Source organism: Curtobacterium sp. AC268, from assembly GCF_979258745.1.
The window spans coordinates 3191264-3215765 of the sequence record NZ_OZ409878.1; the positions used below are offsets into that span (position 1 = coordinate 3191264).

The window sequence follows — 24502 nt, forward strand, 5'->3', positions numbered from 1 at the left end:
CACCGCACGTCTCCTGCACGTCCGCACCCGATCCGAGGAGCTCTCCCGCCGTGACCGTCGAGTTCGCCGCCCGGCTCCCGCTCTCCCGCAACGAACTCGACCGCGACGCCGAGTTCCGCACGACCGACGACGTCGAGCGCGTCCTGCGCGAGGACGAGCACACCCGGTACCTGCCGGTGCGTGGTGCGGAGATGCTCCGGAACGCCGACGGCACCCTGCGCTTCGTGGCCGCGACGGAGATCCCGGTCGACACCGTGACCCTGTACCTCGGCCGTGCGGTGTCGGACGCCGCGGACGCCCCGGCGGGTACCCGCTTCGTCGCCGCCCTGATCGACAGCGCGACGGCCACCGCCATCGAACCCGACGACGACGCCTGGCAGAGCCTCCGGATGTTCGGCACCGAGCTCTCGCCGCGCGACCAGGGACTGGCGGTCGAAGCCGTGGCCATGGCCAACTGGCACGCCGTGCACGGCTTCTCGCCGCGCACCGGGTCGCCCACGGCTGTCGTCAGCGGCGGATGGGTCCGCCGCGACCCCGAGGGACACGACCTCTTCCCGCGCACGGACGCGGCGATCATCGTCGGGGTCGTCGACGCCGACGACCGGATCCTGCTCGGTTCCAATGCCGCGTGGGACGCCGACCGGTACTCGCTGCTGGCCGGGTTCGTCGAGCCGGGGGAGTCGCTGGAGGACGCCGTCCGCCGCGAGGTCTGGGAGGAGTCCGGCGTCCGCGTCGAGGAGCCCGAGTACCTCGGCTCGCAGCCGTGGCCGTTCCCCGCGTCGCTGATGGTGGGCTTCCGTGCCCGTGCAGCCGGCGGTGACCCGACGACCGCCCGCCCCGACGGCGTGGAGATCTTGGACGTCCGGTGGTTCTCGCGCGACGAGATCCGCGAGCGCGCCGGCGACACCCTGCTGCTCCCGGGACGCACCTCGATCGCCCGCGCCATCATCGAGGAGTGGTACGGCGGGCCGCTGGACCTGCCGTGAGCGTCGCCGGTCCGCGCGGCGCAACGGGCGCAGGGGCAGTCGAGCCCCGGCCGCCGTCGCCCGACGAACTGCTCGCCGCGCTCGACGCCGAGCAGCGGACGGTCGCCCGCACCCTGCTCGGTCCGGTCGCGGTGCTGGCCGGAGCCGGGACGGGCAAGACCCGTGCGATCACGCACCGGATCGCCTACGGGGTCGCCACCGGGACCTACGCCCCGAACCACGTCCTCGCGCTGACCTTCACGACCCGCGCCGCCGGTGAACTGCGGTCGCGCCTGCGCGCGCTCGGTGCCGGGACGGTCCAGGCGCGCACCTTCCACGCCGCGGCGATGGCGCAGCTCAGCTACTTCTGGCCGGACACCGTCGGTGGGCACGCCCCCAAGATCGTCGAGTCCAAGGGTCGGATGATCGCCCACGCCGCGGACACGGTCGGCATGCACGTCGACACCCCGGTGCTCCGTGACCTGGCCGCCGAGGTCGAGTGGCGCAAGGTGCAGATGCTCTCGCTCGACGAGTACGAGGCCGCCGCCGCGGGCCGGGTGATGCCGCGGGACACCACACCGCGCCGGGTCATCGACCTGATGAAGGCGTACGAGCGGTTGAAGGACGACCGACGGCAACTCGACTTCGAGGATGTCCTGCTGGCGACCCTCGGCATGGTCGAGTCCGAGCCCCGCGTGGCGTCGTACGTGCGGCAGCAGTACCGGTTCTTCGTGGTCGACGAGTACCAGGACGTCTCGCCGGTGCAGCACGACCTGCTGCGGGCCTGGCTGGGTGGCCGTGACGACCTGTGCGTCGTCGGCGACGCCAGTCAGACCATCTACTCGTTCGCCGGCGCCTCGAGCGACTACCTGCTCGGGTTCGGGTCGGAGTTCCCGCGCGGGTCGGTGCTGCGCCTCGAGCGGAACTACCGCTCCACCCGCGAGGTCGTGTCCGCTGCCAACACGCTGATGCGCGGCCAGCCCGGGGCACTCGACCTGGTGGCCCAGAGCCAGGAACCGGGCCCGGAACCGGTCGTGCTGGCCTGTGTCCACGACGGAGACGAGGCGCAGACCATCGCCCGCCGCATCGCCGAGCTCGTCGGAGCCGGAGCGTCCTACGGGGAATGCGCTGTGCTCTTCCGCGTCGGGGCGCAGTCCGCCGCGCTCGAGTCCGCGCTCGGCCGGAACGGCATCCCGTACCGCGTGCAGGGAGGTACCCGCTTCTTCAACCGCCCGGAGGTCAAGCTCGCCGTCCACCACATGCGCGGCGAGGCGATCCGGCAGACCGACGACGAGCTGACCCGACGGGTCCGGCTGGTGCTGCAGGTCAGCGGCTGGACGGAGACGCCGCCGGAGGGCACCGGCGCAGTGCGCGAGCAGTGGGAAGCGCTGCAAGCGATCATGGGCTTGGCCGAGGACGCCCCCGCCGGCACGACGATGCAGCAGTTCACCCAGGACCTGGTGGACCGTGCGGCGACCCACCACGAGCCCGAGGTCGACGCCGTCACGCTCGCGACGCTGCACTCGTCGAAGGGCCTGGAGTGGCCGCACGTGGTCATCGCCGGCGCCGCCGAGGGCCTCCTGCCGATCTCGCACGCGTCGACCGACACCGAGGTGGACGAGGAACGACGCCTGTTCTACGTCGGGCTGACCCGAGCCCGCCGATCCGTCACGATCACGTGGTCGCAACAGGGCTCCACGCGTGGGGGAGCCCGGGCTCCGAGTCGGTTCCTGGCAGCGCTCGGCACGCGCACCGCGGATGGGGTCGGACCGGCGAACGGCTGACCGACAGGTCGTCGCGCTCGAAGACGACCTGGTCGGGTTCGGCCTGTTGCGTCCGGAGCGGGAGCCGTTCCAGCAGCATCCGCGTCGCGGCGGCGGCCACCGCAGCCGCTCGCCACGGTGAGAGCGGTGCCGGGTGCCGGCCCCACACCTGGGCGGCGATGGCCGGCCAAGCCGGGTCGTCGTCGACGCGTGCGTACTCAGCGCACTGGAGGCACGGCCCGGCTCCCGGCACGACGAACGGACCGAGGCGGACGCGTCCGTCCCCGACGACGACCGCCAGGTGCGGCACACCCCGACGGGTCCACGCGGCGCGGAGCGCCGGGTCGACGACGTGGTCGGCCACCACAACGGCGAGGCGTGGTTCGGGCTCGGGCAGCACGATCGGTCCTCCGGCGGGTGCGGTGGTGCGGCTGACCGTCACGCCCTCGCCGGACAGGAACGCCGCCACGGTGTCGGCGAGGACACCGGCGCCGTGCACCTCGATGCGTTCGAGCGGTTCGGGCAGGACCTCGACCACCGCGGGCGACGCGGCACCGAGCACCCCGGCAGCACGTTCCGGGGAACACCCTGACGCGGTCGCGAGGCCGGACAGCACGTCGTGCCCGGTCTCTCGTCGGAGGCCGTTGAGGAACCGCTCTTCACCCGTGGTGGGCACCGCGACGACTGCGCGCGGGGGATCGACCCCGAGCTGGATCGTGGCGGGGTCACGCCAGACGAACTCGAGCGTCGGATCGATGCGGATGCCCATGACCCCACGGTGCCGGAGTGCGCGGCACGCGTGGGGTCACAAGAGGGATCTGTGGAGAACTCAGCGGGGCTGGTCGCCCGTGTCGTTCCCGGGCTCGTCGCCCGCTCCACCCTCGGGGTCGTCGGCCACGCGGCCGGACTCGTCCTCGTGCGGGCGCGCACCGGTCGAGTCGTTCAGCAGGTCCTCGAGGGCCTTGTCGAACGCGTCGTCCTCGTCGGTCTGGGACGGGTTCCGCAGCCGTGCGACGAGGGCGTCGGGTGCGTCGACGTCGTCCGAGGTCGGCACGAGGTCGAAGTGCGACCAGAGGGCGTCACGCTGCTCGGCACCGAGCTCGTCGGTCACCCGCTGCCACATCGCCGCGGCCTCACGCAGACGGCGCGGCCGCAGCTCGAGGCCGACGAGTGTGGCGAACGCCGACTCGGCGGGGCCACCGGCCGCACGGCGACGGCGCACCATCTCGGCGATCGCCCCGGCCTTGGGGAGACGGACGGTGGCAGCAGCGGTTACCGTGTCCACCCAGCCCTCGACCAGCGCGAGCATCGTCTCGAGCCGGGCGAGTGCGGCGTCCTGCTCGGCGGTGCGCGGCGGGATGAGGGCACCCGACGCGAGTGCGTCGCGCAGCTGCTCCTGGTTGGTCGGGTCGATGTCGGCCGCGAGTTCCTCGACGCGGTCGAAGGGGATGTGGATGCCCCGTGCGTAGTCCGTGATCGACGAGATGATGTGCAGCCGGAGCCACCGTGCCGACCGGAAGAGCCGGGCGTGCGCGAGCTCGCGGACCGCGAGGTAGATGCGGACCTCGTCCTCGGAGACGTCGAGGCCTTCGGCGAACTCGGCGACGTTCTGGGGCAGGAGCGCTGCGACCTGCTCGTCGAGGAGCGGCACGCCGACGTCACCGCCGGACACGACCTCCTTCGACAGCTGCCCGACGACCTGGCCGAGCTGGATCGCGAACAGCGCCCCGCCGATGCCGCGCATCGCCTTCGAGACGTCGCCGAGCATCGCCTTGAGCTGCTCGGGAGCGCGCTGGTCGATCGCCTCGGTCAGGGCATCGGCGATGCTGAAGGCCACCGGTTCGGCGATCTGCGTCCACACCGGGACGGTCGCCTTGGCCCACTGCTCACGCGTGTAGAGACTCGGGGTCGCGGTCAGTTCGGCGACGGTCGTGACCTCGTCGAGCCACAGTGCGGCGACCTGGAACGCCTGGTCGGCCGCCTGCGAGGTGGCCGGGTCGACGGGGTGGCCGCCGTCCCGAGCGATCGCGGTGGCGCGTTCGGCGGTGGCCGAGAAGTCGATGCCGTCACCGCCGGACTGGGCGGCGCGCTGGAGCTGGCTCATCAGGTTCGCCACGGAGGCCGGGTCGTTCGGCAGACCGGCGGCGCCGGCGAGCTGCGACGGGTCGATCTGCCCCTCGCCCGAGAGCAGCTTGCGCAGCATCTCCTGGAAGTCGTCGTCCGGCCCCGGCTGTGGTTCATCAGGCATGCCGACTACGCTAATCGCTGCTCACGGGGCCGCACCTGGGATGCCCCCGTGGGAACGCCCGAAGCGCTGCGCCCAGGGCGAACAGCCCCGTCGCGAGACGTGGGCGACCACCCTGCCGCCAGGCGCGGGTGCCCACCTCGGAAGGACCCCGCGTGACCCTCTTCGCCCCCGCGCCCCGTCGTCGCTCGCGTGCCCGGACCGTCGGGTGGGCGTTCCTGATCGGCGCGGTCGTCCTGGGCCTGTTGGCGAGCCTGCTGCCCAGCCCGTACCTCATCGAGGTCCCCGGGCCGGTCTACAACACCATCGGCACGCAGAAGCAGGGGACGGGCAAGGACGCGAAGGACGTCAAGCTCATCCAGGTGTCCGGCCACGAGACGTACCCGACGGCCGGTGCCCTCGACATGCTCACGGTCGGGATCCAGGGCGACGCCACGAACCGTCCGTCCTGGACCAGCGTCATCCGCGCGATCTTCACCAGGTCAGAGGCGGTCATCCCGGTCGAGGCGATCTACCCGAGCGGCACCACGACGGAGCAGGTGAACGAGCGGGACTCCGCCGACATGCAGGCATCGCAGCAGTCGGCCGTCGCCGCCGCGCTCATCCAACAGGGGAACGACCTGCCGACGGAACTCGAGGTCAGTGCCGTGCAGGAGGGCTCGGCGGCCGACGGCGCGATCGAGAAGGGCGACGTCATCACGGCGTTCGACGGCAGGTCGCTCACGACCAACGCCGACGCCTCGAGCCTCCGCGAGCTCGTTGCGAAGCACGGCACCTCGCGCCCCGCGACCGTCACCGTCGAACGGGACGGCGCGACCAAGGACGTCAGGGTGACGCCGCGCAGTGAGCAGGGCACGGCGCTGCTCGGGGTCGGTGTCACCGAGCGCTACGAGTTCCCCTTCAAGGTGTCGATCCGGCTGCAGGACGTCGGCGGTCCGTCCGCCGGCATGATGTTCGCGCTCGGGATCATCGACGAGATCACGCCGGGCAAGCTCAACGGTGGCAAGCACGTCGCGGGCACCGGCACGATCACTGCAGACGGCGAGGTCGGGCCCATCGGTGGGATCCGGCAGAAGCTCTACGGGGCGGCGGACGCGGGTGCCACGGTGTTCCTCGCCCCCGCGGACAACTGCGACGAGGTCGTCGGGCACGTGCCGGACGGACTCGACGTCTACAGCGTCTCCACGCTCGACCAGGCCGTCACCGACCTGCAGACGATCGCCGACGGCGGGAGCACCGCGAAGCTCGCCCGCTGCGGTTCCTGACCCGGTCCTGAGTCCCCGTACAGGTTCACGTCCGGTCCGGTCCCATAGGATCAGTGTCACTGACGGCCCGCCGCGAGCCGGGCCCGCCGGTCCGACACGTCTGGAGCACATCAAGTGACGACAACCTCGTCCACCTCGGGGCGGCGTTCGCCGCGGGTCCCCATCGTGGTCACGATCATCGTGCTGGCCGCACTGGTGATCGCCTTCTTCATCTTCGCCAGCCTGTACACCGACTACGCGTGGTTCGCGCAGCTCGGGTTCCAGCAGGTCCTCACGACCCGGTGGATCGCCGGGACGCTGATGTTCCTGGCGGGCTTCCTCGGCATGGCGGTCCCGGTCTTCGTGAGCATCGCGCTCGCGTTCCGGTTCCGGCCGGTCTACGCGAAGCTCAACTCGCAGCTCGACCGCTACCAGCAGGTCATCGAGCCCCTGCGGCGCGCCGTGATGATCGGCATCCCCGTGGTCCTCGGCATCTTCGCCGGGCTCTCGACGGCGGGGCGCTGGAGCATGGTCCTCGAGTACTTCAACCGCACGCCGTTCGGCAAGACCGACCCGCAGTTCGGACTGGACATCGGGTTCTACGTGTTCGAGCTGCCGTTCTGGCGCTCGATCGTGGCCTACTCGTCGGCCGTCGTCCTCATCGCCGGTCTCGCCGCACTCGCGGCGAGCTACCTCTACGGTGCGCTCCGCTTCGGTGGTCGTGAGGTCCGGATCTCCCGCGCCGCGCGCATCCAGCTCGCGGTCACGGCGGCGCTCTACATCGCGCTGCAGGCCGTCAGCCTCTGGCTCGACCAGTACGCGGCCCTGACGAAGTCGAACTCGCTCATCACCGGTGCCCAGTACACCGACGTCAACGCGGTGATCCCGGGTCGCGAGATCATGGCCGGCATCGCGGCGATCGTCGCGTTGCTCTTCATCGTCACGGCGGTCATCGGCCGCTGGCGCATCTCGATCGTCGGGACGGGCCTGCTGCTCGTCGCCGCGATCGTCGTCGGCGGCATCTACCCGTGGGTCGTCCAGCGGCTGCAGGTGAAGCCCTCGGAGCGCACCTTCGAGTCCGCCTACATCGAGCGGAACATCAAGGCCACGCGTGATGCCTACGGCGTCGCCGGCGTCCAGGAGCAGAACTACGACGCCACGACCGAGACGAGCTCGGGTGCGCTCGCGAAGGACGCGCAGACCACCGCCAACATCCGTCTCATCGACCCGAAGATCGTCTCCGACACGTTCAGCCAGCTGCAGCAGTACCGGCAGTACTACCAGTTCCCGAAGGAGCTGGACGTCGACCGCTACGACGTCAAGGGCGAGACCGAGGACACCGTGATCGCGGTCCGCGACATCGACCTCGCCGGGCTCAGCTCGGCCGCGAACACGCAGTACAACCGGGCGTTCGTCTACACCCACGGCTACGGCGTCACCGCGGCCTACGGCAACCAGCGCGCGAGCGACGGCAAGCCGGTGTTCCTCGAGTCCGGAATCCCGTCGAACGGTGCCCTGGGCGACTTCCAGCAGCGCGTGTACTTCGGTGAGACCTCGCCGCCCTACTCGATCGTGGGTGCCCCGAAGGGCACGAAGGACGTCGAGCTCGACTACCCGTCCGGCTCCGACGACGACAACGGTGGCAACGCGACCACCACGTACGCCGGCGACGGCGGTCCGAGCCTCGGCAACTTCTTCAACCGGCTCGTCTACGCCGCGAAGTTCCAGTCGGAGCAGATCCTGCTCTCGAACGCTGTGAACAAGGACTCGCAGATCCTCTACGACCGCGACCCGATCACCCGCGTGCAGAAGGCCGCGCCGTACCTGACCGTCGACAGTGACGCGTACCCGGCCATCGTCGACCACCGCATCCAGTGGGTGGTTGACGGCTACACCACGAGCGACGCGTACCCGTACTCGCAGAGCCAGAGCCTGTCGGACAGCATCGCCGGCGCCGAGTCGTCGACGTACCGCACCGACCAGGTGAACTACATCCGGAACTCGGTGAAGGCCACGGTCGACGCGTACACGGGCAAGGTGACGCTGTACACGTGGGACACGAAGGACCCGGTCCTGAAGACGTGGCAGAAGATCTTCCCGACGTCGATGAAGCCGGTGTCGAGCATGAGCGCCGAACTCCTCGACCACGTGCGGTACCCGACCGACCTGTTCAAGGTGCAGCGCTCGATCCTCGGCACCTACCACGTGACCAACGCCAACTCGTTCTACTCGGGTGACGACGCGTGGAACACCCCGCAGGAACCGACGAGCACGGCGACGTCGGACAGTGACGCCGACACCGCGGCGACGTCGACGAACGCGCTCGGCGCACAGACGACGACGACGGCCAACAGGGCGAACCTGCAGGACCCGTACTACCTGACGATGAAGGTGCCGGGTCAGGGGACCGCGTACTCGCTGTACACGACCTACATCCCGCAGCAGTCGGCCGGGGCGAACAACCGCAACGTGCTGACCGGCTACCTGGCGGTGAACTCCGACGCGGGTGGTGCCGGCAAGGGAGAGAAGGCGTCGGGCTACGGCAAACTCACGCTGTTGACGATGCCGAAGACCGACAACATCCCGGGCCCCGGACAGGTGCAGAGCCTCTTCAACGGTGACTCGACCGTGTCGCAGGAGCTCAACATCCTGAAGCGGGGCAACTCGACCGTGAAGCAGGGCAACCTGCTCACGCTCCCGGTCGGCGGCGGGTTCCTCTACGTGCAGCCCGTCTACGTCCAGTCGACCTCGAGTGGTTCGTACCCGCTGCTGCAGAAGGTCCTCGTGGCCTTCGGCGACAAGATCGCGTTCGAGGACACACTCGACGAGGCCCTGAACTCGCTGTTCGGCGGCGACTCCGGTGCGGCGGCCGGCGACTCCGGCGCGAGCGGTGGCGACAGCGGTTCCGGTTCCGGTTCGGGTTCCGACAGCGGGTCTGGCTCGGATACGGGCTCCGGCTCCGACACGGGCTCCGGCTCGACCGGCTCGACCGGCTCGACGGGTTCCGGCTCGGCCGACAACGACGCCCTGCAGAAGGCCCTGGCCGACGCCAAGGCAGCCCTGCAGGACCGCCAGGAGGCCTACGCCGACAACGACCTGGTCGCTGCGGCGGAAGCCGACCAGCGCCTCCAGGACGCGATCGAGGCCGCCACGGCAGCCGAGAACGGCAACTGACACACCGTGGCGGGGCACTCGATTTGTGTCCCGCCACGGCCCCGTGTAGGCTTCTAAACGTGCCGCGGGGTGGAGCAGTTCGGTAGCTCGCTGGGCTCATAACCCAGAGGTCGTAGGTTCAAATCCTGCCCCCGCAACCAAGCGTCACACGAAGGCCCCGGTCCAACAGGACCGGGGCCTTCTTCGTGTCCCCGGCCGCAAGGCGACCGCCCGCAGTCCTGCCCGCCGCACACCCCCGGGTACGCTCACCGCATGGCCACCCTCACGATCGCGGCGGCGCAGTTCGCCCCCGTGGACGACCCCGTCGCCAACCTCGACACCGTGCGCACCGCCGCCGTCGACGCGGCGGCCCGGGGCGCGGACCTCCTCGTCACGCCGGAGTACAGCTCCTACTTCACCGCCGACATCGACGATCGGTTCGTCGCCGCGGCGCAGCCCCTGGACGGTCCGTTCGTCTCGGGCCTCCGCGAAGTCGCTCGCGAGACCGGCATCGCCCTGGTCGTCGGGGTCGCCGAGTCGGCGGACACGCCGGATCGCTTCCGGAACACCCTGGTCGCGGTGCTCCCGTCGGGCGACGTGGCGGCGACGTACCGGAAGGTCCACCTCTACGACGCCTTCGGCTCGCGGGAGTCGGACCGCATCGAGTCCGGCGACCCGGAGCAGCTGCCGGTCTTCGAGCTCGGCGGCGTCCGCGTCGGGCTCGAGACCTGCTACGACCTGCGCTTCCCCGAGGTCACCCGGCGCCTCGCCGCTCCCGAGACCGGCGCGGCCGACGTCGTCGTCCTCCCGGCGGAGTGGGTGCGTGGGCCAGGCAAGGAGCACCACTGGCGCACGCTCCTCACGGCCCGCGCGATCGAGAACACCGTCTGGGTCGTCGGGGTCGGCCAGACGCCGCCCATCGGGATCGGCGGCTCGGTCGTCCTCGACCCGTCCGGCGTCGCGGTCGCCTCGGCGGGTGCCTCGCCGGGCACGCTCACCGCGACCATCGACACCACCGTCACGGACGCCGTCCGTCGGGTGAACCCGTCGTTGTCGCTGCGGCGGTACGACGTCGCACTGCGCACCCCGCCTGGAGGCCCGGGGCAGCGCTGACGCGTCCGTCGCGTCCCCGACGCGGTCGCGTCTCAGGCGCGGGGGCGCGTTCCGAGGGTCGCCAGGCGTGCGGCGGCGTCCTCCAGGACGCTCCGGCGCTTGCAGAACGCGAAGCGCACCAGCGACCGGTAGCCGGCGACGCGGTCCGGGCGGACGAACGCCGACACCGGTACCCCGGCGACTCCGGCCAGAGCCGGCAGTTCGAGGCAGAACGCGCGGGCGTCGTCGTACCCGAGCGGCGCGGCGTCGGCGAGCACGAAGTAGCCGCCGTGGGGTCGCATCACGTCGAAGCCCGCAGCCGTCAGTCCGTTCGCGAGCAGTTCGTGCTTCGCGCACAGGTCGGCGGCGATGCCGGTGAACACCGCGTCGGGCAGGCGGAGTCCCACGGCGACAGCCGGTTGGAAGGGTGCGCCGTTCACGAACGTCAGGTACTGCTTGACCGTCGTGATCGCGTCGACGAGCGCCGGGGGAGCGGTGAGCCAGCCGACCTTCCACCCGGTGGTGTTGAAGGTCTTGCCGGCGCTCGACACCGACACCGTCCGCTCCGCGGCACCCGGCAGGGTCGCGATGGGCGTGTGCGGGACGTCGAAGGTCAGGTGCTCGTAGACCTCGTCCGTGATGATCACCGCATCGCGCTCGGTGGCCAGGTCGACGATCGTCTGCAGCACCTCGGTGGGCAGGACCCGGCCCGTCGGGTTGTGCGGGGTGTTCACGAGCACCGCGCGGGTGCGGTCGGTGAAGGCCGCACGCAGCGTGCGCTCGTCGGGCAGGAAGTCGGGCGCGGTGAGCGGGACGGTGACGTGCACGCCGCCGGCCAGCCGGATGAGCGCCCCGTAGGCGTCGTAGAACGGCTCGAAGGTGATCACCTCGTCGCCGGGTTCGACCAGCGCGAGGAGCGCCGCGGCCAGCCCCTCGGTGGCGCCGGCGGTGACGAGGACCTCGCGGTCGGGGTCGACGTCGAGTCCGTACCACCGCTGCTGGTGCTCGGCGATCGCGGCTCGCAGGTCGGGGGTGCCCCGGCCCGGCGGGTACTGGTTCACGCCGTCGCGGATCGCCTGCACCGCGGCCTCGAGCACCTCGGCCGGCCCGTCCTCGTCGGGGAACCCCTGCCCCAGGTTGACCGCGCCGGTGCTGGCGGCGAGGGCGCTCATCTCGGCGAACACCGTCGGTGCGGGGACCCCGTCCGGTCCGAGCAGCATCGCTCCGTCGGCGGCTCGCAGCCACGGTCCTGCCTGGCGCATGTGGTTCCCTCCCGTGCGGGCGACGACGTGTCGCGCTGAACGGACCCCAACCTAGCTGTCCGCCCCGCGGCGGACCGGGGCACCGTGTACAGCGCACGCATAAGATCGCCAGGGGTGGCTCGCAGCCTCGCCAGAAGGACCGCTCAGGTGCTTGCGACAGACTGCACGAGCTTGAAAGGAGCACGTCCAGCATGACCGACACCACGCCCGACGGGCAGGGCGACGACCGCCGTCCGGACGATGCGGCTCCGCCTGCCGCCAGTGAGGACGCCGCAGCAGCGGCGACGAGAGGGAACACGTCGATGCCGAACGACTCCGACCAGCCGGACGAGACCCCTCGCCCGAACCAGAACCAGAACCAGAACGACGAGACGACCCCGGACCACACGGACGTGATCCCGTCGTCGACGGACCACCCGACCGACCGCTACACCGCGCCGTACCCGGCCGTCTCCGGCGAGTCCTCGGGCGCGCAGCAGGGCGGCTACGGCCAGCAGACGTCGCCGTACGGCCAGCAGGCGCCGCAGGCACAGAACCCCTACGGCCAGCAGCCCCAGCAGAGCCCGAACCCGTACGGCCAGCAGCCGCAGTACGGCCAGCAGGCGCCGCAGGCACAGAACCCGTACGGCCAGCAGTCGCAGTACGGCCAGCAGTCGCAGAACCCGTACGGTCAGCAGTCGCAGAACCCGTACGGTCAGCAGTCCCAGAACCCGTACGGTCAGCAGTCCCAGTACGGCCAGCCGGGTGCCGAACGCCCCCGCTACGGCGAGTACGCCCAGCCGACGTCCTCGTCCGCTCCGAGCTCGTCCTCCGAGTACGCGAACGCATCCGCGCAGGCCCCGCAGTCCGCAACGAGCGCCTTCGGCGACGTCGACGGTGCGAACCAGCGCAACGGGCACTACTTCAGTCACGACGCCTCGGGTGCCGCGGCGACCACGACGACCAAGGAGCGCTCGGGCCGCAACAGGCTGCTGCTGCCGATCATCGCGGCCGTCATCGCCGGTGGTCTGGTGGGCGGCGGTGCCGGGTGGGCCGTCTCCTCCGGCAACGACGGTGGCAGCGTGGTGTCCTCCGGTTCGTCGCAGGGCGGCAACCTGACCGTCAACGACTACGACTCCGCCACCGTCGTCACCGCGGTCGCGGCACAGGCGACACCGTCCGTCGTCACGATCAACGTGTCGGCGAGCAACGAGGCCGGCACCGGTTCCGGTGTGGTCATGAGCAAGGACGGCTACATCGTCACGAACACCCACGTGGTCACCCTCGACGGCGACAGCTCGAGCGGCCGGATCACGGTGACGACCTCGAACGGCAAGATCTACGCGGGCAAGCTCGTCGGCACCGACCCGACGGTCGACCTCGCGGTCATCAAGATCGATGCGACCGACCTCAAGCCGATGGAGTTCGCGGACTCGTCCAAGCTCAACGTCGGGGACACCGCGGTCGCGATCGGTGCGCCCCTTGGTCTGTCGAACACCGTCACCGACGGCATCGTCTCGACCCTGAACCGCAGCATCCAGGTCACCTCGAGCGCCCCGACCGAGGGCGGCGACTCGAACGAGGGGGGCAACGGCGGCTCGGGTCCCTTCGACTTCTGGGGCAACGGGGACAACGGCAGCAGCTCGTCGGCGAACACCACGGTGTCGCTCCCGGTCATCCAGACCGACGCCTCCATCAACCCCGGCAACTCCGGCGGTGCGCTGCTCGACTCCGACGGCAAGCTCATCGGCATCAACGTGGCGATCGCGTCCGCCGGTAGCTCCTCGTCGTCCGAGTCGGCAGCCGGCAGCATCGGCGTCGGCTTCTCGATCCCGTCGAACCTGGTCAAGCGGGTCGCGAACGAGATCAAGGACAAGGGGTCCGCCACGCACGGGCTGCTCGGCGCGACCGTCGGCGACGCCTCCGAGGACGCCAGCGCCACGCAGATGGGCGCGCTCATCAAGTCGGTCTCGTCCGGCGGAGCCGCGGCGAAGGCCGGTCTGCAGAAGGGCGACGTCGTCACGAAGATCGGTTCGGCGACCGTCTCCGACGCCACCGACCTGACCGCGCAGGTGCGCTACTTCGCGGGCGGCGCGTCCACGACGATCAGCTACCTGCGCGACGGCCAGACCCGCCAGGCCGACGTGAAGCTCGGGACGTACGACAGCAAGGGCTGACGCCACCACACGACGGACAGGAGGCCCGGGGCACGACGTGCGCCGGGCCTCCAGTCCGTCCCGGGGCGCGTCCCGCGCCGTCGCAGGTGGGCGGTTCGGCCTCTTGATAGGCTCATGGTCGCTCTGCGGGGCGGCACCGCCCCGGTGCGTCCCGTGCCGCCAAGCCAGCACCCCGAGGTACGCATGCAGTCAGACGGACAGCCCCTGCCGGGCGTCTCGTACGTGATGCCCGTGCTGAACGAGGTCACCGAGGTCCGGGCCGCCGTCGGCAGTCTGCTCGACCAGGACTACACGGGCCCGTTCGAGGTCATCCTCGCGCTCGGGCCGTCGATCGACGGCACGAACGAACTCGTCGCCGAGATGAGCGCTGCCGACCCACGGATCCGCGCGATCGACAACCCCGTCGGCTCGACGCCCGCGGGGCTGAACGTCGCGATCCGTGCGTCCGTGCACCCCGTCGTCATCCGCGTCGACGCGCACTCGGTCCTGCCCACCGACTACACGCGCATCGCGGTGCGCACGCTCCTGGAATCCGGGGCGGACAACGTCGGCGGCATCATGCGCGCCGAGGGCCGGACCCCCTTCGAGCGGGCCGTCGCCCTGGCCTACGGCAGCCGTGTCGGCCTCGGCGGCACGCCGCACCACGTGGGCGGCACAGCCGGCCCGGCCGAGACCGCCTACCTCGGCGTGTTCCGACGCGAGCGGCTGTTCGACGTCGGCCTCTTCGACGAGGGCATCAAGCGCGGCCAGGACTGGGAACTCAACCGGCGGCTGCGGCAGACCGGCGGGACCGTCTGGTTCACGCCGGAGCTCGTCGTCACCTACCGCCCGCGGCCGAGCCTGAAGCGCCTGGTGCGGCAGTTCGTCGCCACCGGGCTCTGGCGCGGTGAGCTCGCGCGTCGGTTCCCTGCCAACAACGGCCTGCGCTACTTCGTGCCGCCGGCGATGGTCGCGGCGATGGCGCTGGGCATCGTCGCCGGCCTCGTCGGCATCGTCGGCGCGGCGCTCGGCACCCCGCTCGCCTGGGCACTGCTCGGGTTCGTGGTGCCCGTCGTCTACCTGCTCTTCGTCGTCCTGGGGTCGATCGCGGTGGCGCGCCGCTCCGGGCTGCCGACGCTCCTCTGGCTGCTCGTCGTGCTGCCCTGCATCCACGTGGGCTGGGGGCTCGGGTTCATCATCGGGTTCCTGACCCGCACCTCCGAGCTGACCACCCACACGGGACGGTGACCGAATGACCGACCACCCCACGACCGGCCGCGGATCCGCACGGCCGACCTCGATCGCCGAACTCCGGGCCGTCGCCCAGCCGGACGAGGTCCGTGCGCGCGCCAACGCCGAGCACTGGACGGCCTCGCTGTACCTGCGCGACGTCTCGCCCTACCTGACCTGGGTGCTCCTGAAGACCCGCGTCAGCGCGAACCAGGTCACCGGCCTGATGATCCTGGTCGGCTGGAGCGTCGCCGCCGCCCTGCTCATCCCCGGCATCTGGGGCGCGGCGCTGGCGCTGGTCCTCGGCCAGCTGCAGATGCTCGTCGACTGCTCCGACGGCGAGGTCGCCCGGTGGCGCGGCACCAAGTCGCCCGCCGGGGTGTTCCTGGACAAGGTGGGGCACTACACGACCGAGGGGCTGATCCCGGTCGCGCTCGGCATCCGTGCAGCCACCTGGCCCATCCACGGCGCCGACTGGATGTGGACCACGATCGGCTGCGCGCTCGGCCTGGTCATCGTGCTGAACAAGGCCCTGAACGACATGGTGCACGTGGCCCGCGCGAACGCCGGGCTCGACAAGCTGGTCGACCGGCGGGATGCCTCCACCGCCCCGTCCGGCCGCAGGCTCGCCTCGCTCCGCCGCGTGGCACGCTTCCTGCCGTTCCACCGCCTGTACCACTCGGTCGAGCTGAGCATGCTCGCGTTCGTCTTCGCCCTGCTCGCCCTGGTGATCGGTGACCCGCTCGCCAGTCGGATCCTGGTCGGTGCGCTGTTGCCGCTCGCCGTGCTCGCGACGATCGGGCACTTCCTGGCGATCATCGCCTCGAAGCGGGTCAAGGCGTGACCGAGGACACGACCGCGCCCGGAACCCTGCGCCGGCACGCGGTGGTGCACCGCGGACGACCGCGCGTCGCCGTCGTGAGCCTGTCGCAGGGCACCCGGCCGGACGACCTGCGCCGCGGCGTCGACAGCGTGCTCGCCCAGCAGGACGTCGAACTCGACGTCGTCTGCGTCGGCAACGGCTGGGTACCGACGGGCCTGCCGGACGGTGTGCGAGCCCTGGCTCTGCCCGAGAACGTCGGGATCCCGGCCGGTCGGAACGCCGGGGCCGAGGTCGTCGACGGCGACTACGTGTTCTTCCTCGACGACGATGCCTCGGTACCGTCGCCGACGTTCCTGCGCGACGCGATCGCGATGTTCGAGCACGATCCGTCGCTCGGCCTCGTGCAGCCCCGGGTCGTCGACCCGACGGGTGCCGCGAACCCCCGCCGATGGGTGCCGCGGATCCGGAAGGGCGAGCCGGACCACTCGTCGCCGGTGTTCTCGGTCTGGGAAGGCGCCGTCGTGCTGCCGATGGACGTCTACCGGGCCGTCGGCGGCTGGGGGGCCGAGTACTTCTACGCCCACGAGGGCATCGAGCTCGCCTGGCGCGTGTGGGACGCCGGCCGTCGGACCTGGTACGCCGGCGACCTCGTCGCGCACCACCCCGCGATCGACCCGGCGCGGCACACCGAGTACTACCGGTTGAACGCCCGGAACCGGGTGTGGCTGGCCCGGCGCAACCTGCCCGCGGTGCTGCGTCCGGTGTACGTGGGGTCGTGGGCCGTGATCCAGACCGCGCGCTGGTGGCGTCACCCCCGCCGACTGGCCACCTGGTTCGGCGCGATCCGTGAAGGATGGACGACCGACTGCGGTCCGATCCGCCCGATGGGTTGGCTCACAGTCGCGCGGATGACCATCGCAGGGCGGCCGCCGGTCGTCTGACCCGCACGCCTCGTCCCACCAGAGCAGACCCGGAGAAGGACCATGTCGATCATCAGCGACCTGCGGACCGCCCTGCGGCTCGTCGAGCGACTCCTGACGTCGCGCCGGAGCCGTCGGCAGCTCGCACGGCGACTGCCGTCCGCACCCGAGCCGGCGCCCGGTTCGATCGAGATCGCCGTGTACTTCGCCGACGGGCCGGTCAACATGTACCAGGTGCGCCAGTGGTACGCGCCGCTGGCCGAGCTCGCGAAGACGCACCCGGTGGCGATCGTCTCGCGGAGCCCGGGGACCATGCTGACCCTGCTCGACGAGTCGCCCGTGCCCGCGGTCTACGCGCGGCAGGTGGTCGACCTCGAGCGCTTCGTCGACACCCAGGCGCCGAAGGTGGTGCTGTACGTCAACCAGAACGCCCGCAACTTCCAGATGATGCGGTACGGGCGGATCTGGCACGTCTTCGTCAACCACGGCGAGAGCGACAAGATGTACATGACCACGAACCAGTTCAAGGCGTACGACTACGCCTTGATCGCGGGGGACGCCGCACGCGACCGTCTGGCCGAGGCGCTGTGGGACTACGACCTGGACGCCCGGACCATCGCGATCGGACGCCCGCAGGCCGACCACTTCGCCGGAGCAGCCCCGTACCCCGATGACGAGCGGACCGTCGTGCTCTACGCCCCGACGTGGGAGGGCGACCGCGGTGCCGCGGCGTACGGGTCGATCGCGTCGCACGGCACCGTCATCGCCGAGCAGGTGCTCGCATCGCCCCGCCACCGTCTCGTGTACCGCCCGCACCCTCGAAGCGGCGTGCTCGACCCCGCCTACCGTGCGGCGCACGAGCGGATCGTCGCGGCGATCAGCGCGGCCAACGCCGCTGACCCGGCCGCGCACCATCTGTACGACGACGGCGGTGAGCTCGGCTGGCAGCTGGCGGACGCCGACGTGGCGATCACCGACATCAGCGCGATGATCTACGACCGGCTGGCGGTGGGCAAGCCGCTCATCGTCACGCGGCCGGTGTCGCCCGAGGCCGACGTCGACGAGCGCGGCTACCTGAGCGCCGCGAACTGGCTGACCGCGTCCGACGCCCCGTCGGTGCTGGCCCGGGTCGACGCGGCGGCGAGCGACGCCGAGGAGCTCGCGCGACTGCAGCACTGGGTCACCCGGTACTTCGGCGACACGACCCCTGGTGCCGCCACGGAGCGGTTCCACGCGGCGGTGGAGTGGCTGCTCGAGCGGTGGCGGACCGTCGCTGCCGAACGCGGCGGGCGCTGACGGTCGACCGTCACCCCGGGTGCTCCGTGCCGATCCCGCGTGCGGCGTCACGGCTGCAGCCCCGGCCCGACGAGTGACATCCGCCAGAGGTACTCGGACCGGTCGGGTCGGCGCCACCGGACGATGACGACCCCGGTGTCCTCGGGGTCGGCGCCGAAGACCGCCAGGGACAGCGATCGGCCCGGGTCGAGGCGGCGCACCGCGAGCGGCGGGCAGTACCCGTTGCCCAGGTGGGTGAGGGAGAGCCCGTCGACCGGCTCGGGACCGGTGTTGACGAGGTCGTACCGACGCGGTGCGTGCGATCGGTCGACGGCGAACGGGACGGCGTACGCGGTTGGTGGGTGGTGCATGGGGGGAACGCTAGGGGGAGGGTCCGACGGCGGGACCCCGGGGGCGGCCACGAGGGCTGGGGCTGTGGAGGGAGCCGGTGACGCGCGTGTTGGTGCAGGGGGAGTACCCCGGCCGGTCAGGAGCCGTAGTCGGCTGCGTACCGGGCCAGCGCTGCCTCGATGGTGCCGTCGAGCTGCAGACGACCCTTGTCGAGGTAGAGCCCCCGGTCGCAGAAGCGGCGCAGGTCCTTGTCGCTGTGGGAGACGAAGAACAGCGTCCGACCGCCGGCGAGGAGCTGCTCGATCCGCTTGTAGCACTTCTCGCGGAAGGCCTTGTCGCCCACCGCCAGCACCTCGTCGACCAGGATGACCGGTTCGTCGAGCCGCGAGATCACCGCGAACGCGATGCGGACCTTCATGCCGCTCGAGAGGTGCTTGTAGGGGGTGTCCACGAAGTCAGCGATCTCGGCGAAGTCGATGATCTCGTCGAAGGCGTCGCGGATCTCGGCCCGCGACATGCCGTGCAGGCCCGCCGTCAGGTACACGTTGTCGCGCACGGTGAGGTCGCCGACGAAACCACCCGTGATCTCGATGAGCGGGGCGACGCCGGCACCCACGTCGACCCGGCCCTCGTCGGGGAGCATGACCTGGGCCACGAGCTTCAGCAGGGTCGACTTGCCCTGTCCGTTCCGCCCCACGACGCCGATCGCCTCGCCCGGGCGGACGTCGAACGACACGTTGCGGAGCGCCCAGAACTCATCGGCACGCTTGCGGCGCCCGCGTCCGGCGAACAGGTCCTTGAAGTTCCGGCTCGCGCGACGGTTGCGTTTGAAGCAGATGCCGGCATCGCGCACCGAGATGACCGGGGCGACGGTCTCGGTGCGTCGGGTCTGGTCGGTCGCGGTCATCACAGCTCCTTCAGCACGCGGTGCTCGCTGCGGCGGAACACCGCGAAGCCGATCACCAGGACGACGGCGGTCACGACCAGCGAGGCGCCGACCTCGAGCCAGTCGAGCTGGCCGGGGAAGAACGCCGCACGGTACATGCCGAAGATGCCGGTGAGCGGGTTGATCGCGGCGATGTCCCGCAGGGCAGGCGGCAGCGCGTGCGTGCCGTAGATGATCGGGGACGCGTAGAACAGGAACCGCAGCACGAGCTTGGTGGCGCGCTCGAGGTCACGGAAGAAGACCACGAGTGGGGCCACGATGAGCCCCAGGCCGTAGACCAGCGCGCACTGCAGCACGATCGCCAGCGGGAAGAACACGACCTGCCAGTGCAGGTGGGCACCCGTCGCGATCGCGAAGACGGCCAGGACCGGCAGGCTCAGCAGGAACTCGATGCCCTTCGACGCGTCGATCCGTGCCACCCAGATCGTGCGCGGGATGGTGGTCGAGCGGATGAGCTTCGATTCCTTGATGAACGCCCGGGTGGAGTCCGAGACGCCACCGGTGAACCACATCCACGGCAGCAGCGCGGACAGCAGGAACACGATGTACGGATCTTCACCGACCGATCCGCGGTGGAAGACCTGCGTGAAGACGAACCAGTAGATCCCCGACATCACGAGCGGGTCGAGGATCGACCACACGTAGCCGAGCGCCGACGTCGAGTAGCGGACCCGGAGGTCGCGGACGGTCAGCAACCAGAGGGCCTGACGATAGCGCCGACCGGCGCTCCGGGCCTTCGCGGGTGCGGGAGCCACGGGCGCGGTCGGCGCACTCGCTGTGGTCACGGTTTCCCTTCGGGCGGAACCGCCGAGGGGTCCTGACGGTGGTTCAGGCGAACAGGTTGTTCGCGCGCTCGAGGTCCTCGGCGAAGTCGATCTCGACCGCGTACAGGTCGGAGATGTCGATCGGCGTCCAGCGTAGCCCGTCCTCGGCGATGGCAGCCTCGATGCCGCCCTCGAAGTACTCCTGGTCGTCGACGCGACCGAGCTGCCGGATGAGGGCCTGCTTGTCGGCGGCGGAGACGTAGTTGATCCCGACGGCTTCGCCGAGACCCCCGACGACCTGCTTCGAGAGCTTGTGGATGAAGCCCTCGGCGTCGACGGTGTACTTGACCTCTTCGTCGGAGACCTTGTCGGTGTTGACGCTGACGAAGGAACGGCCCTCGTCGATCATGTCGGCCGCACGGACGAGCGCCATCGGGTCGAAGACCACGTCGCCGTTCATCCAGAGCACACCGCTCTTGCCGGTGGCCTTGAGGGCACGCAGCAGGCTCTTCGAGGTGTTGGTGGAGTCGTACGACTCGTTGTAGACGAAGTTCGCGTCGGGGAACGCCTCGACGATGTGCTCCGACTTGTAGCCGACGACGATCGTCACGCGGGCGCTCGAACCGAACGCGGCGCGGATGTTGTCGAACTGCTGCTGCATGATGGTGCGGCCGTCACTGAGCTCCGTGAGCGGCTTCGGCAGGCTGCGGCCGAGACGGCTGCCCATCCCCGCTGCGAGGATCACGATCTGCGTGGTCATGCTGGTCCCTTCTGGTGTCCGCCCGCGCACCCTGGGGTACGGGCGGGCCTCGTCGAGTCTGCGCTTCCAACGTCCGAGTTGCCCGAGAACCGTTCGTGTCGACGTGGTCGTCGCTGCGAAGAGGCCGCCGGGATCGCCTGCTGGAGCAGGTTTCCAAGTGGTGAACACTCCTTCGTGCCCTGGTGAATGATACGGAAACACCCCCTCGCGGGGTACGGGTCTGCGCGCTTCGTACTCAATTCGTGACCCTGGCCGCGACGGTTCCCGACGGACGGAGAGCGTTGGTACGGTGGGTCGATGCCAGCGCGAGCAGAGAACGAGGACGTGTACGCCACGGCCGACGCTGCCTGGATGACCGAGGCGGGGGACGCCGACGAAGCGGACACCGCCGCGGCTGCTGCGGGCGACGCAGCCGACGACGACACGGGGGACACTGATGCGGACGACGCCGCCACTGATGACGCGATGACCGACGCGACGACGGACACCCGCTCCGACGCGACGACGGACACCCGCACCGACGACGCCACGACGGACACCCGCGCCGACGACACGACGGCCGCAGCGCCGCGCCCCGCGAAGGCGCGCACCGGCAAGGGACGCACCAGGCGCCCGACGAAGGCCGCCCCGCGGACCGACGCCGAGCCTCCCGTCCCGAGCGACACGGACGACGCGACGGACGACGCCGACCGGTCGACCGCCGCGGCCCCGGCCACGACGAAGAAGCGTGCGCCCCGCACCGCTGCACCGAAGCAGCCGCAGACACTCCAGCCCGTCGTGCTCGCAGCGAGCGGCCTGGTCAAGCGGTACGGGCAGACCCTGGCCGTCGACGAGGTCGACCTCGAGATCCGGCAGGGCTCGATCTTCGGCGTGGTCGGCCCGAACGGCGCCGGCAAGACGACGACCCTGTCCATGATCACCGGACTGCTGCGCCCCGACGCCGGCTCGGTGACGGTGCTCGACCACGACGTCTGGGCCGACCCGACGGCGGCGAAGCGCAGTCTCGGCGTCCTGCCGGACCGGCTCCGGCTGTTCGACCGGCTGACGGGTGCGCAGCTCCTCTACTACTCGGCCACGCTCCGCGGGCTCGACGGTGCCACCGCACGGAAGCGCAGCGCCGACCTCGCCGAGGCCTTCGGGCTGGGCGAAGCGCTCGGCCGCCAGGTCGCCGACTACTCGGTCGGCATGGCGAAGAAGATCGCCCTGGCCGCGACCCTGATCCACTCGCCGCGGGTGCTCGTGCTCGACGAGCCGTTCGAGTCGGTCGACCCGGTGAGCGCGGCGACGATCACGGACATCCTGCGCCGGTACACCCGGGGTGGCGGCACGGTCGTGCTGTCGAGCCACTCGATGGAGCTCGTGCAGCGCACCTGCGACTCGGTCGCCATCATCGTCGGCGGCAAGGTCCTGGCGTCCGGCACCATGGCCCAGGTCCGCGGGCGCAAGAGCCTCGAGGACAAGTTCGTCGAACTCGCCGGCGGTCGTGTCGTCGCGGAGAGCATGGAATGGTTGCACAGCTTCTCCGGCTGAGGGCGGACCTGCTCGCGGGCGAGGTCCGGGGCACCGCCCGCCGGTCCGTCGCCGTCGTGCTCGCCAGCCTCGTCGGACTCCTCGCCGCCGTGTTCGTCGCGTCGCAGACCATCGCCCTCGGTGACGCCGACCCGGACGTCGCCCGTGCGGTCATCGTGCCCGTCGGCACCCTGATCACCTTCGGGTTCACGGTCGTGCCGCTCGTCGTCGGCCGGAGCGACCAGCTCGACCCGCGGCGCTTCGCGGTGTTCGGCATCGAGCGCCGTCGCCTGACGATCGGGCTCGTCGTCGCCGGACTCGTCGGCATCCCGGTGATCGGCGTGGTCGTCGTCGCGGTCGGCCAGGTCGTCGCCTGGGCACGCGATCCCGGTCTCGGCCTGCTCGCGGTCCTCGGCGGGGTGCTCGGCGTCGCGACCTGCGCACTCCTGATCCGCGTCTGCTGCACCGTCGGCTCCCGGCTGATCGGGCCGGACCGCTCCCGCGACGCCGGGTGGCTGGTGGCCCTCGTCATCATCGCGCTCTCGATCCCGACGGTGGCGCTGCTGCTGCGCGTCGACTGGCTGGACCCGCAGGGCACCGAGATGCAGCGGGTCGCGGACGTCGCCGGCTGGACCCCCTGGGGCGCCGCGTGGGCCGTGCCCGCCGAGGTCGCGAGCGGCCACGTCGGCGCCGGTGTCGTGAAGCTCCTCGTCGCGGTCGCCGTCGTCGCGCTCCTCGCCTGGGCATGGTGGGCGCTCGTCGGCCGTGCGCTCGAGACCGTCGACGACCGCGCCCGGACCCGCCGCTACCAGGGCCTGGGCTGGTTCGACCGGTTCGGCTCGGCCCCGGTGTCGGCCGTCGCTGCGCGGGCGCTCACCTACTGGGTCCGCGACCCGCGGTACCGCACGTCGTACCTGATCATCCTGCTCGTGCCGATCGTCGTCATCCCGCTCGGTGTCGCCGGGGTCCCGTGGCAGTGGACCGCCCTCGTGCCGCTGCCGCTGATGGCTCTGATCGCCGGGTTCCTGCCGCACAACGACGTCTCGTACGACAACACCGCCGTGTGGCTGCACGTCGCGTCCGGTGCGCCCGGGTGGAGCGATCGGCTCGGTCGGGTCGTGCCCGTGCTGGTCGTGGGGGCGCCCGCGATCGTCGCCGGGGCCGCGCTGTCCGCGTGGCTGTTCGGTGACTGGGCCGCCTTCCCGCTGCTCATCGGCGTCAGTGCGAGTGCGCTGCTGTCCGGGCTCGGGTTGTCGAGCGTCCTGTCCGTGCTCATGCCCTACCCGACGGTGCGCCCGGGCGACCACCCGTTCCAGCAGCCGCAGGCGGCCGGCGTCACCGCCACGGTCGCGCAGGCGACCATGGTGATCGGCATCGCGCTCTGCACGGTCCCCGCCGCCTGCCTCGCCGTGCTCGCCGCCGTGCAGGGTCCGGAGCCCTGGTCGGTGCTGACGCTCCTGGTGGGCGTCGGGGTCGGTGCCGTCGTGCTCGTGATCGGTGTGTCCGCGGGCGGCCGTCTGTTCGACCGCCGCGGCCCCGACCTGCTCGCCGCGGCCCAGCGCAACTAGCGACGCAGCACAACGAGCGGCGCGCCCGAGGGCGGACCGTCGTACCCTGGACCCATGAGCATGACGGAACCAGGCGGCGGCCTCGACGTGATGGACCGGGAGCTCGAGAAGCTCCTCGAAGACGAAGCGATCGAACCCGGTGACCACGAGCGGTTCTCGCACTACGTGAAGAAGGACAAGATCCTGCAGTCGGCCATGTCCGGCAAGCCGGTCAAGGCCCTGTGCGGCAAGAAGTGGATCCCGGGTCGCGACCCGGAGAAGTTCCCGGTCTGCCCGGACTGCAAGGCCATCTACGAGAAGATGAAGGCCGAGTAGACGCGACCAGCAGACGGACGGGAGGCCCGTGGCGACGCCGCCACGGGCCTCCCGTCCGTCGTCTGCGTCCGCTGACCGCACATTGTGAGCAGAAGAGGTCGGGTCACCTCCGGACACCCGACCATTCCTGCTCGCGAAGCGGCGACGCGAACGCGACGCGGCGCGGCGCGACGCGACGCGCG

General features: G+C 71.0%; 20 protein-coding genes and 1 tRNA gene. 14 read left to right on the plus strand and 7 right to left on the minus strand.

Features of this window, described 5'->3' with window-relative positions:
• The first annotated feature begins 50 nt into the window (after positions 1–50).
• Positions 51–986, plus strand: coding sequence for an NAD(+) diphosphatase (gene nudC, locus ACZZ9K_RS15180; protein ID WP_440227646.1), 936 nt, complete (start codon positions 51–53; stop codon positions 984–986).
• Positions 983–2749: an ATP-dependent helicase gene (locus tag ACZZ9K_RS15185; protein WP_185974128.1), complete on the plus strand. Its 1767-nt coding sequence runs from the start codon at positions 983–985 to the stop codon at positions 2747–2749. Before nudC ends, ACZZ9K_RS15185 begins: the two co-directional genes overlap by 4 nt.
• Here the strand turns inward: ACZZ9K_RS15185 and ACZZ9K_RS15190 are convergent.
• Both ACZZ9K_RS15190 and ACZZ9K_RS15195 read right to left on the minus strand, forming a co-directional pair.
• On the minus strand, positions 2640–3497 hold the full coding sequence (locus tag ACZZ9K_RS15190; protein WP_463444489.1) for a TOMM precursor leader peptide-binding protein: 858 nt from the start codon (positions 3495–3497) through the stop codon (positions 2640–2642). The genes ACZZ9K_RS15185 and ACZZ9K_RS15190 overlap by 110 nt on opposite strands.
• 60 nt (positions 3498–3557) lie before the next feature.
• On the minus strand, positions 3558–4976 hold the full coding sequence (locus ACZZ9K_RS15195) for a zinc-dependent metalloprotease (RefSeq protein ID WP_071246537.1): 1419 nt from the start codon (positions 4974–4976) through the stop codon (positions 3558–3560).
• A 152-nt stretch (positions 4977–5128) separates the two neighbouring features.
• On the opposite strand from ACZZ9K_RS15195, the gene ACZZ9K_RS15200 reads away from it, so the two are divergent.
• From ACZZ9K_RS15200 to ACZZ9K_RS15215, 4 genes are all read left to right on the plus strand, one after another.
• A complete protein-coding gene (locus ACZZ9K_RS15200) occupies positions 5129–6238 on the plus strand; it encodes a YlbL family protein (RefSeq protein ID WP_463444490.1) in 1110 nt (369 codons plus the stop codon).
• 165 nt (positions 6239–6403) lie between these two features.
• On the plus strand, positions 6404–9391 hold the full coding sequence (locus ACZZ9K_RS15205) for a UPF0182 family membrane protein (protein ID WP_463444491.1): 2988 nt from the start codon (positions 6404–6406) through the stop codon (positions 9389–9391).
• A gap of 63 nt (positions 9392–9454) precedes the next feature.
• Positions 9455–9531 (plus strand) — tRNA-Met (locus ACZZ9K_RS15210).
• 112 nt (positions 9532–9643) lie between these two features.
• Entirely contained in the window at positions 9644–10483 is an 840-nt protein-coding gene (locus ACZZ9K_RS15215) for a carbon-nitrogen hydrolase family protein (RefSeq protein ID WP_463444492.1), read from the plus strand.
• A gap of 32 nt (positions 10484–10515) precedes the next feature.
• Here ACZZ9K_RS15215 and ACZZ9K_RS15220 read toward each other — a convergent pair whose 3' ends face one another.
• Positions 10516–11724, minus strand: coding sequence for an aminotransferase class I/II-fold pyridoxal phosphate-dependent enzyme (locus ACZZ9K_RS15220; protein WP_463444493.1), 1209 nt, complete (start codon positions 11722–11724; stop codon positions 10516–10518).
• A gap of 191 nt (positions 11725–11915) precedes the next feature.
• Here ACZZ9K_RS15220 and ACZZ9K_RS15225 point away from each other — a divergent pair, with 191 nt between their 5' ends.
• The 5 genes from ACZZ9K_RS15225 to ACZZ9K_RS15245 all read left to right on the plus strand — a co-directional run bounded on the left by ACZZ9K_RS15225 (position 11916) and on the right by ACZZ9K_RS15245 (position 18128).
• On the plus strand, positions 11916–13880 hold the full coding sequence (locus ACZZ9K_RS15225; RefSeq protein WP_463444494.1) for a S1C family serine protease: 1965 nt from the start codon (positions 11916–11918) through the stop codon (positions 13878–13880).
• 183 nt (positions 13881–14063) lie between these two features.
• Positions 14064–15107 carry a glycosyltransferase family 2 protein gene (locus ACZZ9K_RS15230; RefSeq protein WP_110860507.1) on the plus strand — a complete coding sequence of 348 codons (1044 nt, stop codon included), beginning with the start codon at positions 14064–14066 and terminating at the stop codon, positions 15105–15107.
• 4 nt (positions 15108–15111) lie between these two features.
• Positions 15112–15933: a CDP-alcohol phosphatidyltransferase family protein gene (locus ACZZ9K_RS15235; RefSeq protein WP_027464591.1), complete on the plus strand. Its 822-nt coding sequence runs from the start codon at positions 15112–15114 to the stop codon at positions 15931–15933.
• Between the two features lie 44 nt (positions 15934–15977).
• On the plus strand, positions 15978–16853 hold the full coding sequence (locus tag ACZZ9K_RS15240) for a glycosyltransferase family 2 protein (RefSeq protein ID WP_138803468.1): 876 nt from the start codon (positions 15978–15980) through the stop codon (positions 16851–16853).
• A 42-nt stretch (positions 16854–16895) separates the two neighbouring features.
• Entirely contained in the window at positions 16896–18128 is a 1233-nt protein-coding gene (locus tag ACZZ9K_RS15245) for a CDP-glycerol glycerophosphotransferase family protein (protein WP_138802750.1), read from the plus strand.
• Positions 18129–18175: 47 nt separating this feature from the next.
• On the opposite strand, the gene ACZZ9K_RS15250 is transcribed toward ACZZ9K_RS15245, so the two are convergent.
• The 4 genes from ACZZ9K_RS15250 to ACZZ9K_RS15265 form a co-directional block, all read right to left on the minus strand.
• Positions 18176–18478: a hypothetical protein gene (locus ACZZ9K_RS15250; RefSeq protein ID WP_071405447.1), complete on the minus strand. Its 303-nt coding sequence runs from the start codon at positions 18476–18478 to the stop codon at positions 18176–18178.
• Positions 18479–18594: 116 nt separating this feature from the next.
• Positions 18595–19365 carry an ABC transporter ATP-binding protein gene (locus ACZZ9K_RS15255; RefSeq protein WP_071405446.1) on the minus strand — a complete coding sequence of 257 codons (771 nt, stop codon included), beginning with the start codon at positions 19363–19365 and terminating at the stop codon, positions 18595–18597.
• The gene (locus ACZZ9K_RS15260; protein WP_463444495.1) at positions 19365–20189 is read right to left on the minus strand and encodes an ABC transporter permease; all 825 of its coding nucleotides are present in this window, start codon (positions 20187–20189) and stop codon (positions 19365–19367) included. The genes ACZZ9K_RS15255 and ACZZ9K_RS15260 overlap by 1 nt, the downstream gene beginning before the upstream one ends.
• A 43-nt stretch (positions 20190–20232) precedes the next feature.
• Positions 20233–20928, minus strand: a complete 696-nt coding sequence (locus tag ACZZ9K_RS15265; RefSeq protein WP_110862735.1) for a phosphocholine cytidylyltransferase family protein — start codon at positions 20926–20928, stop codon at positions 20233–20235.
• Positions 20929–21225: 297 nt separating this feature from the next.
• Here ACZZ9K_RS15265 and ACZZ9K_RS15270 point away from each other — a divergent pair, with 297 nt between their 5' ends.
• Genes ACZZ9K_RS15270 through ACZZ9K_RS15280 form a run of 3 tightly spaced genes read left to right on the plus strand, consistent with a single transcriptional unit; the run spans position 21226 to position 24320 of the window.
• Positions 21226–22458, plus strand: a complete 1233-nt coding sequence (locus ACZZ9K_RS15270) for an ABC transporter ATP-binding protein (RefSeq protein WP_463444496.1) — start codon at positions 21226–21228, stop codon at positions 22456–22458.
• A complete protein-coding gene (locus ACZZ9K_RS15275) occupies positions 22434–24005 on the plus strand; it encodes an ABC transporter permease (RefSeq protein ID WP_463444497.1) in 1572 nt (523 codons plus the stop codon). Before ACZZ9K_RS15270 ends, ACZZ9K_RS15275 begins: the two co-directional genes overlap by 25 nt.
• Positions 24006–24059: 54 nt before the next feature.
• Positions 24060–24320: a DUF3039 domain-containing protein gene (locus ACZZ9K_RS15280; RefSeq protein ID WP_123313364.1), complete on the plus strand. Its 261-nt coding sequence runs from the start codon at positions 24060–24062 to the stop codon at positions 24318–24320.
• The last annotated feature ends 182 nt before the right edge of the window (positions 24321–24502 follow it).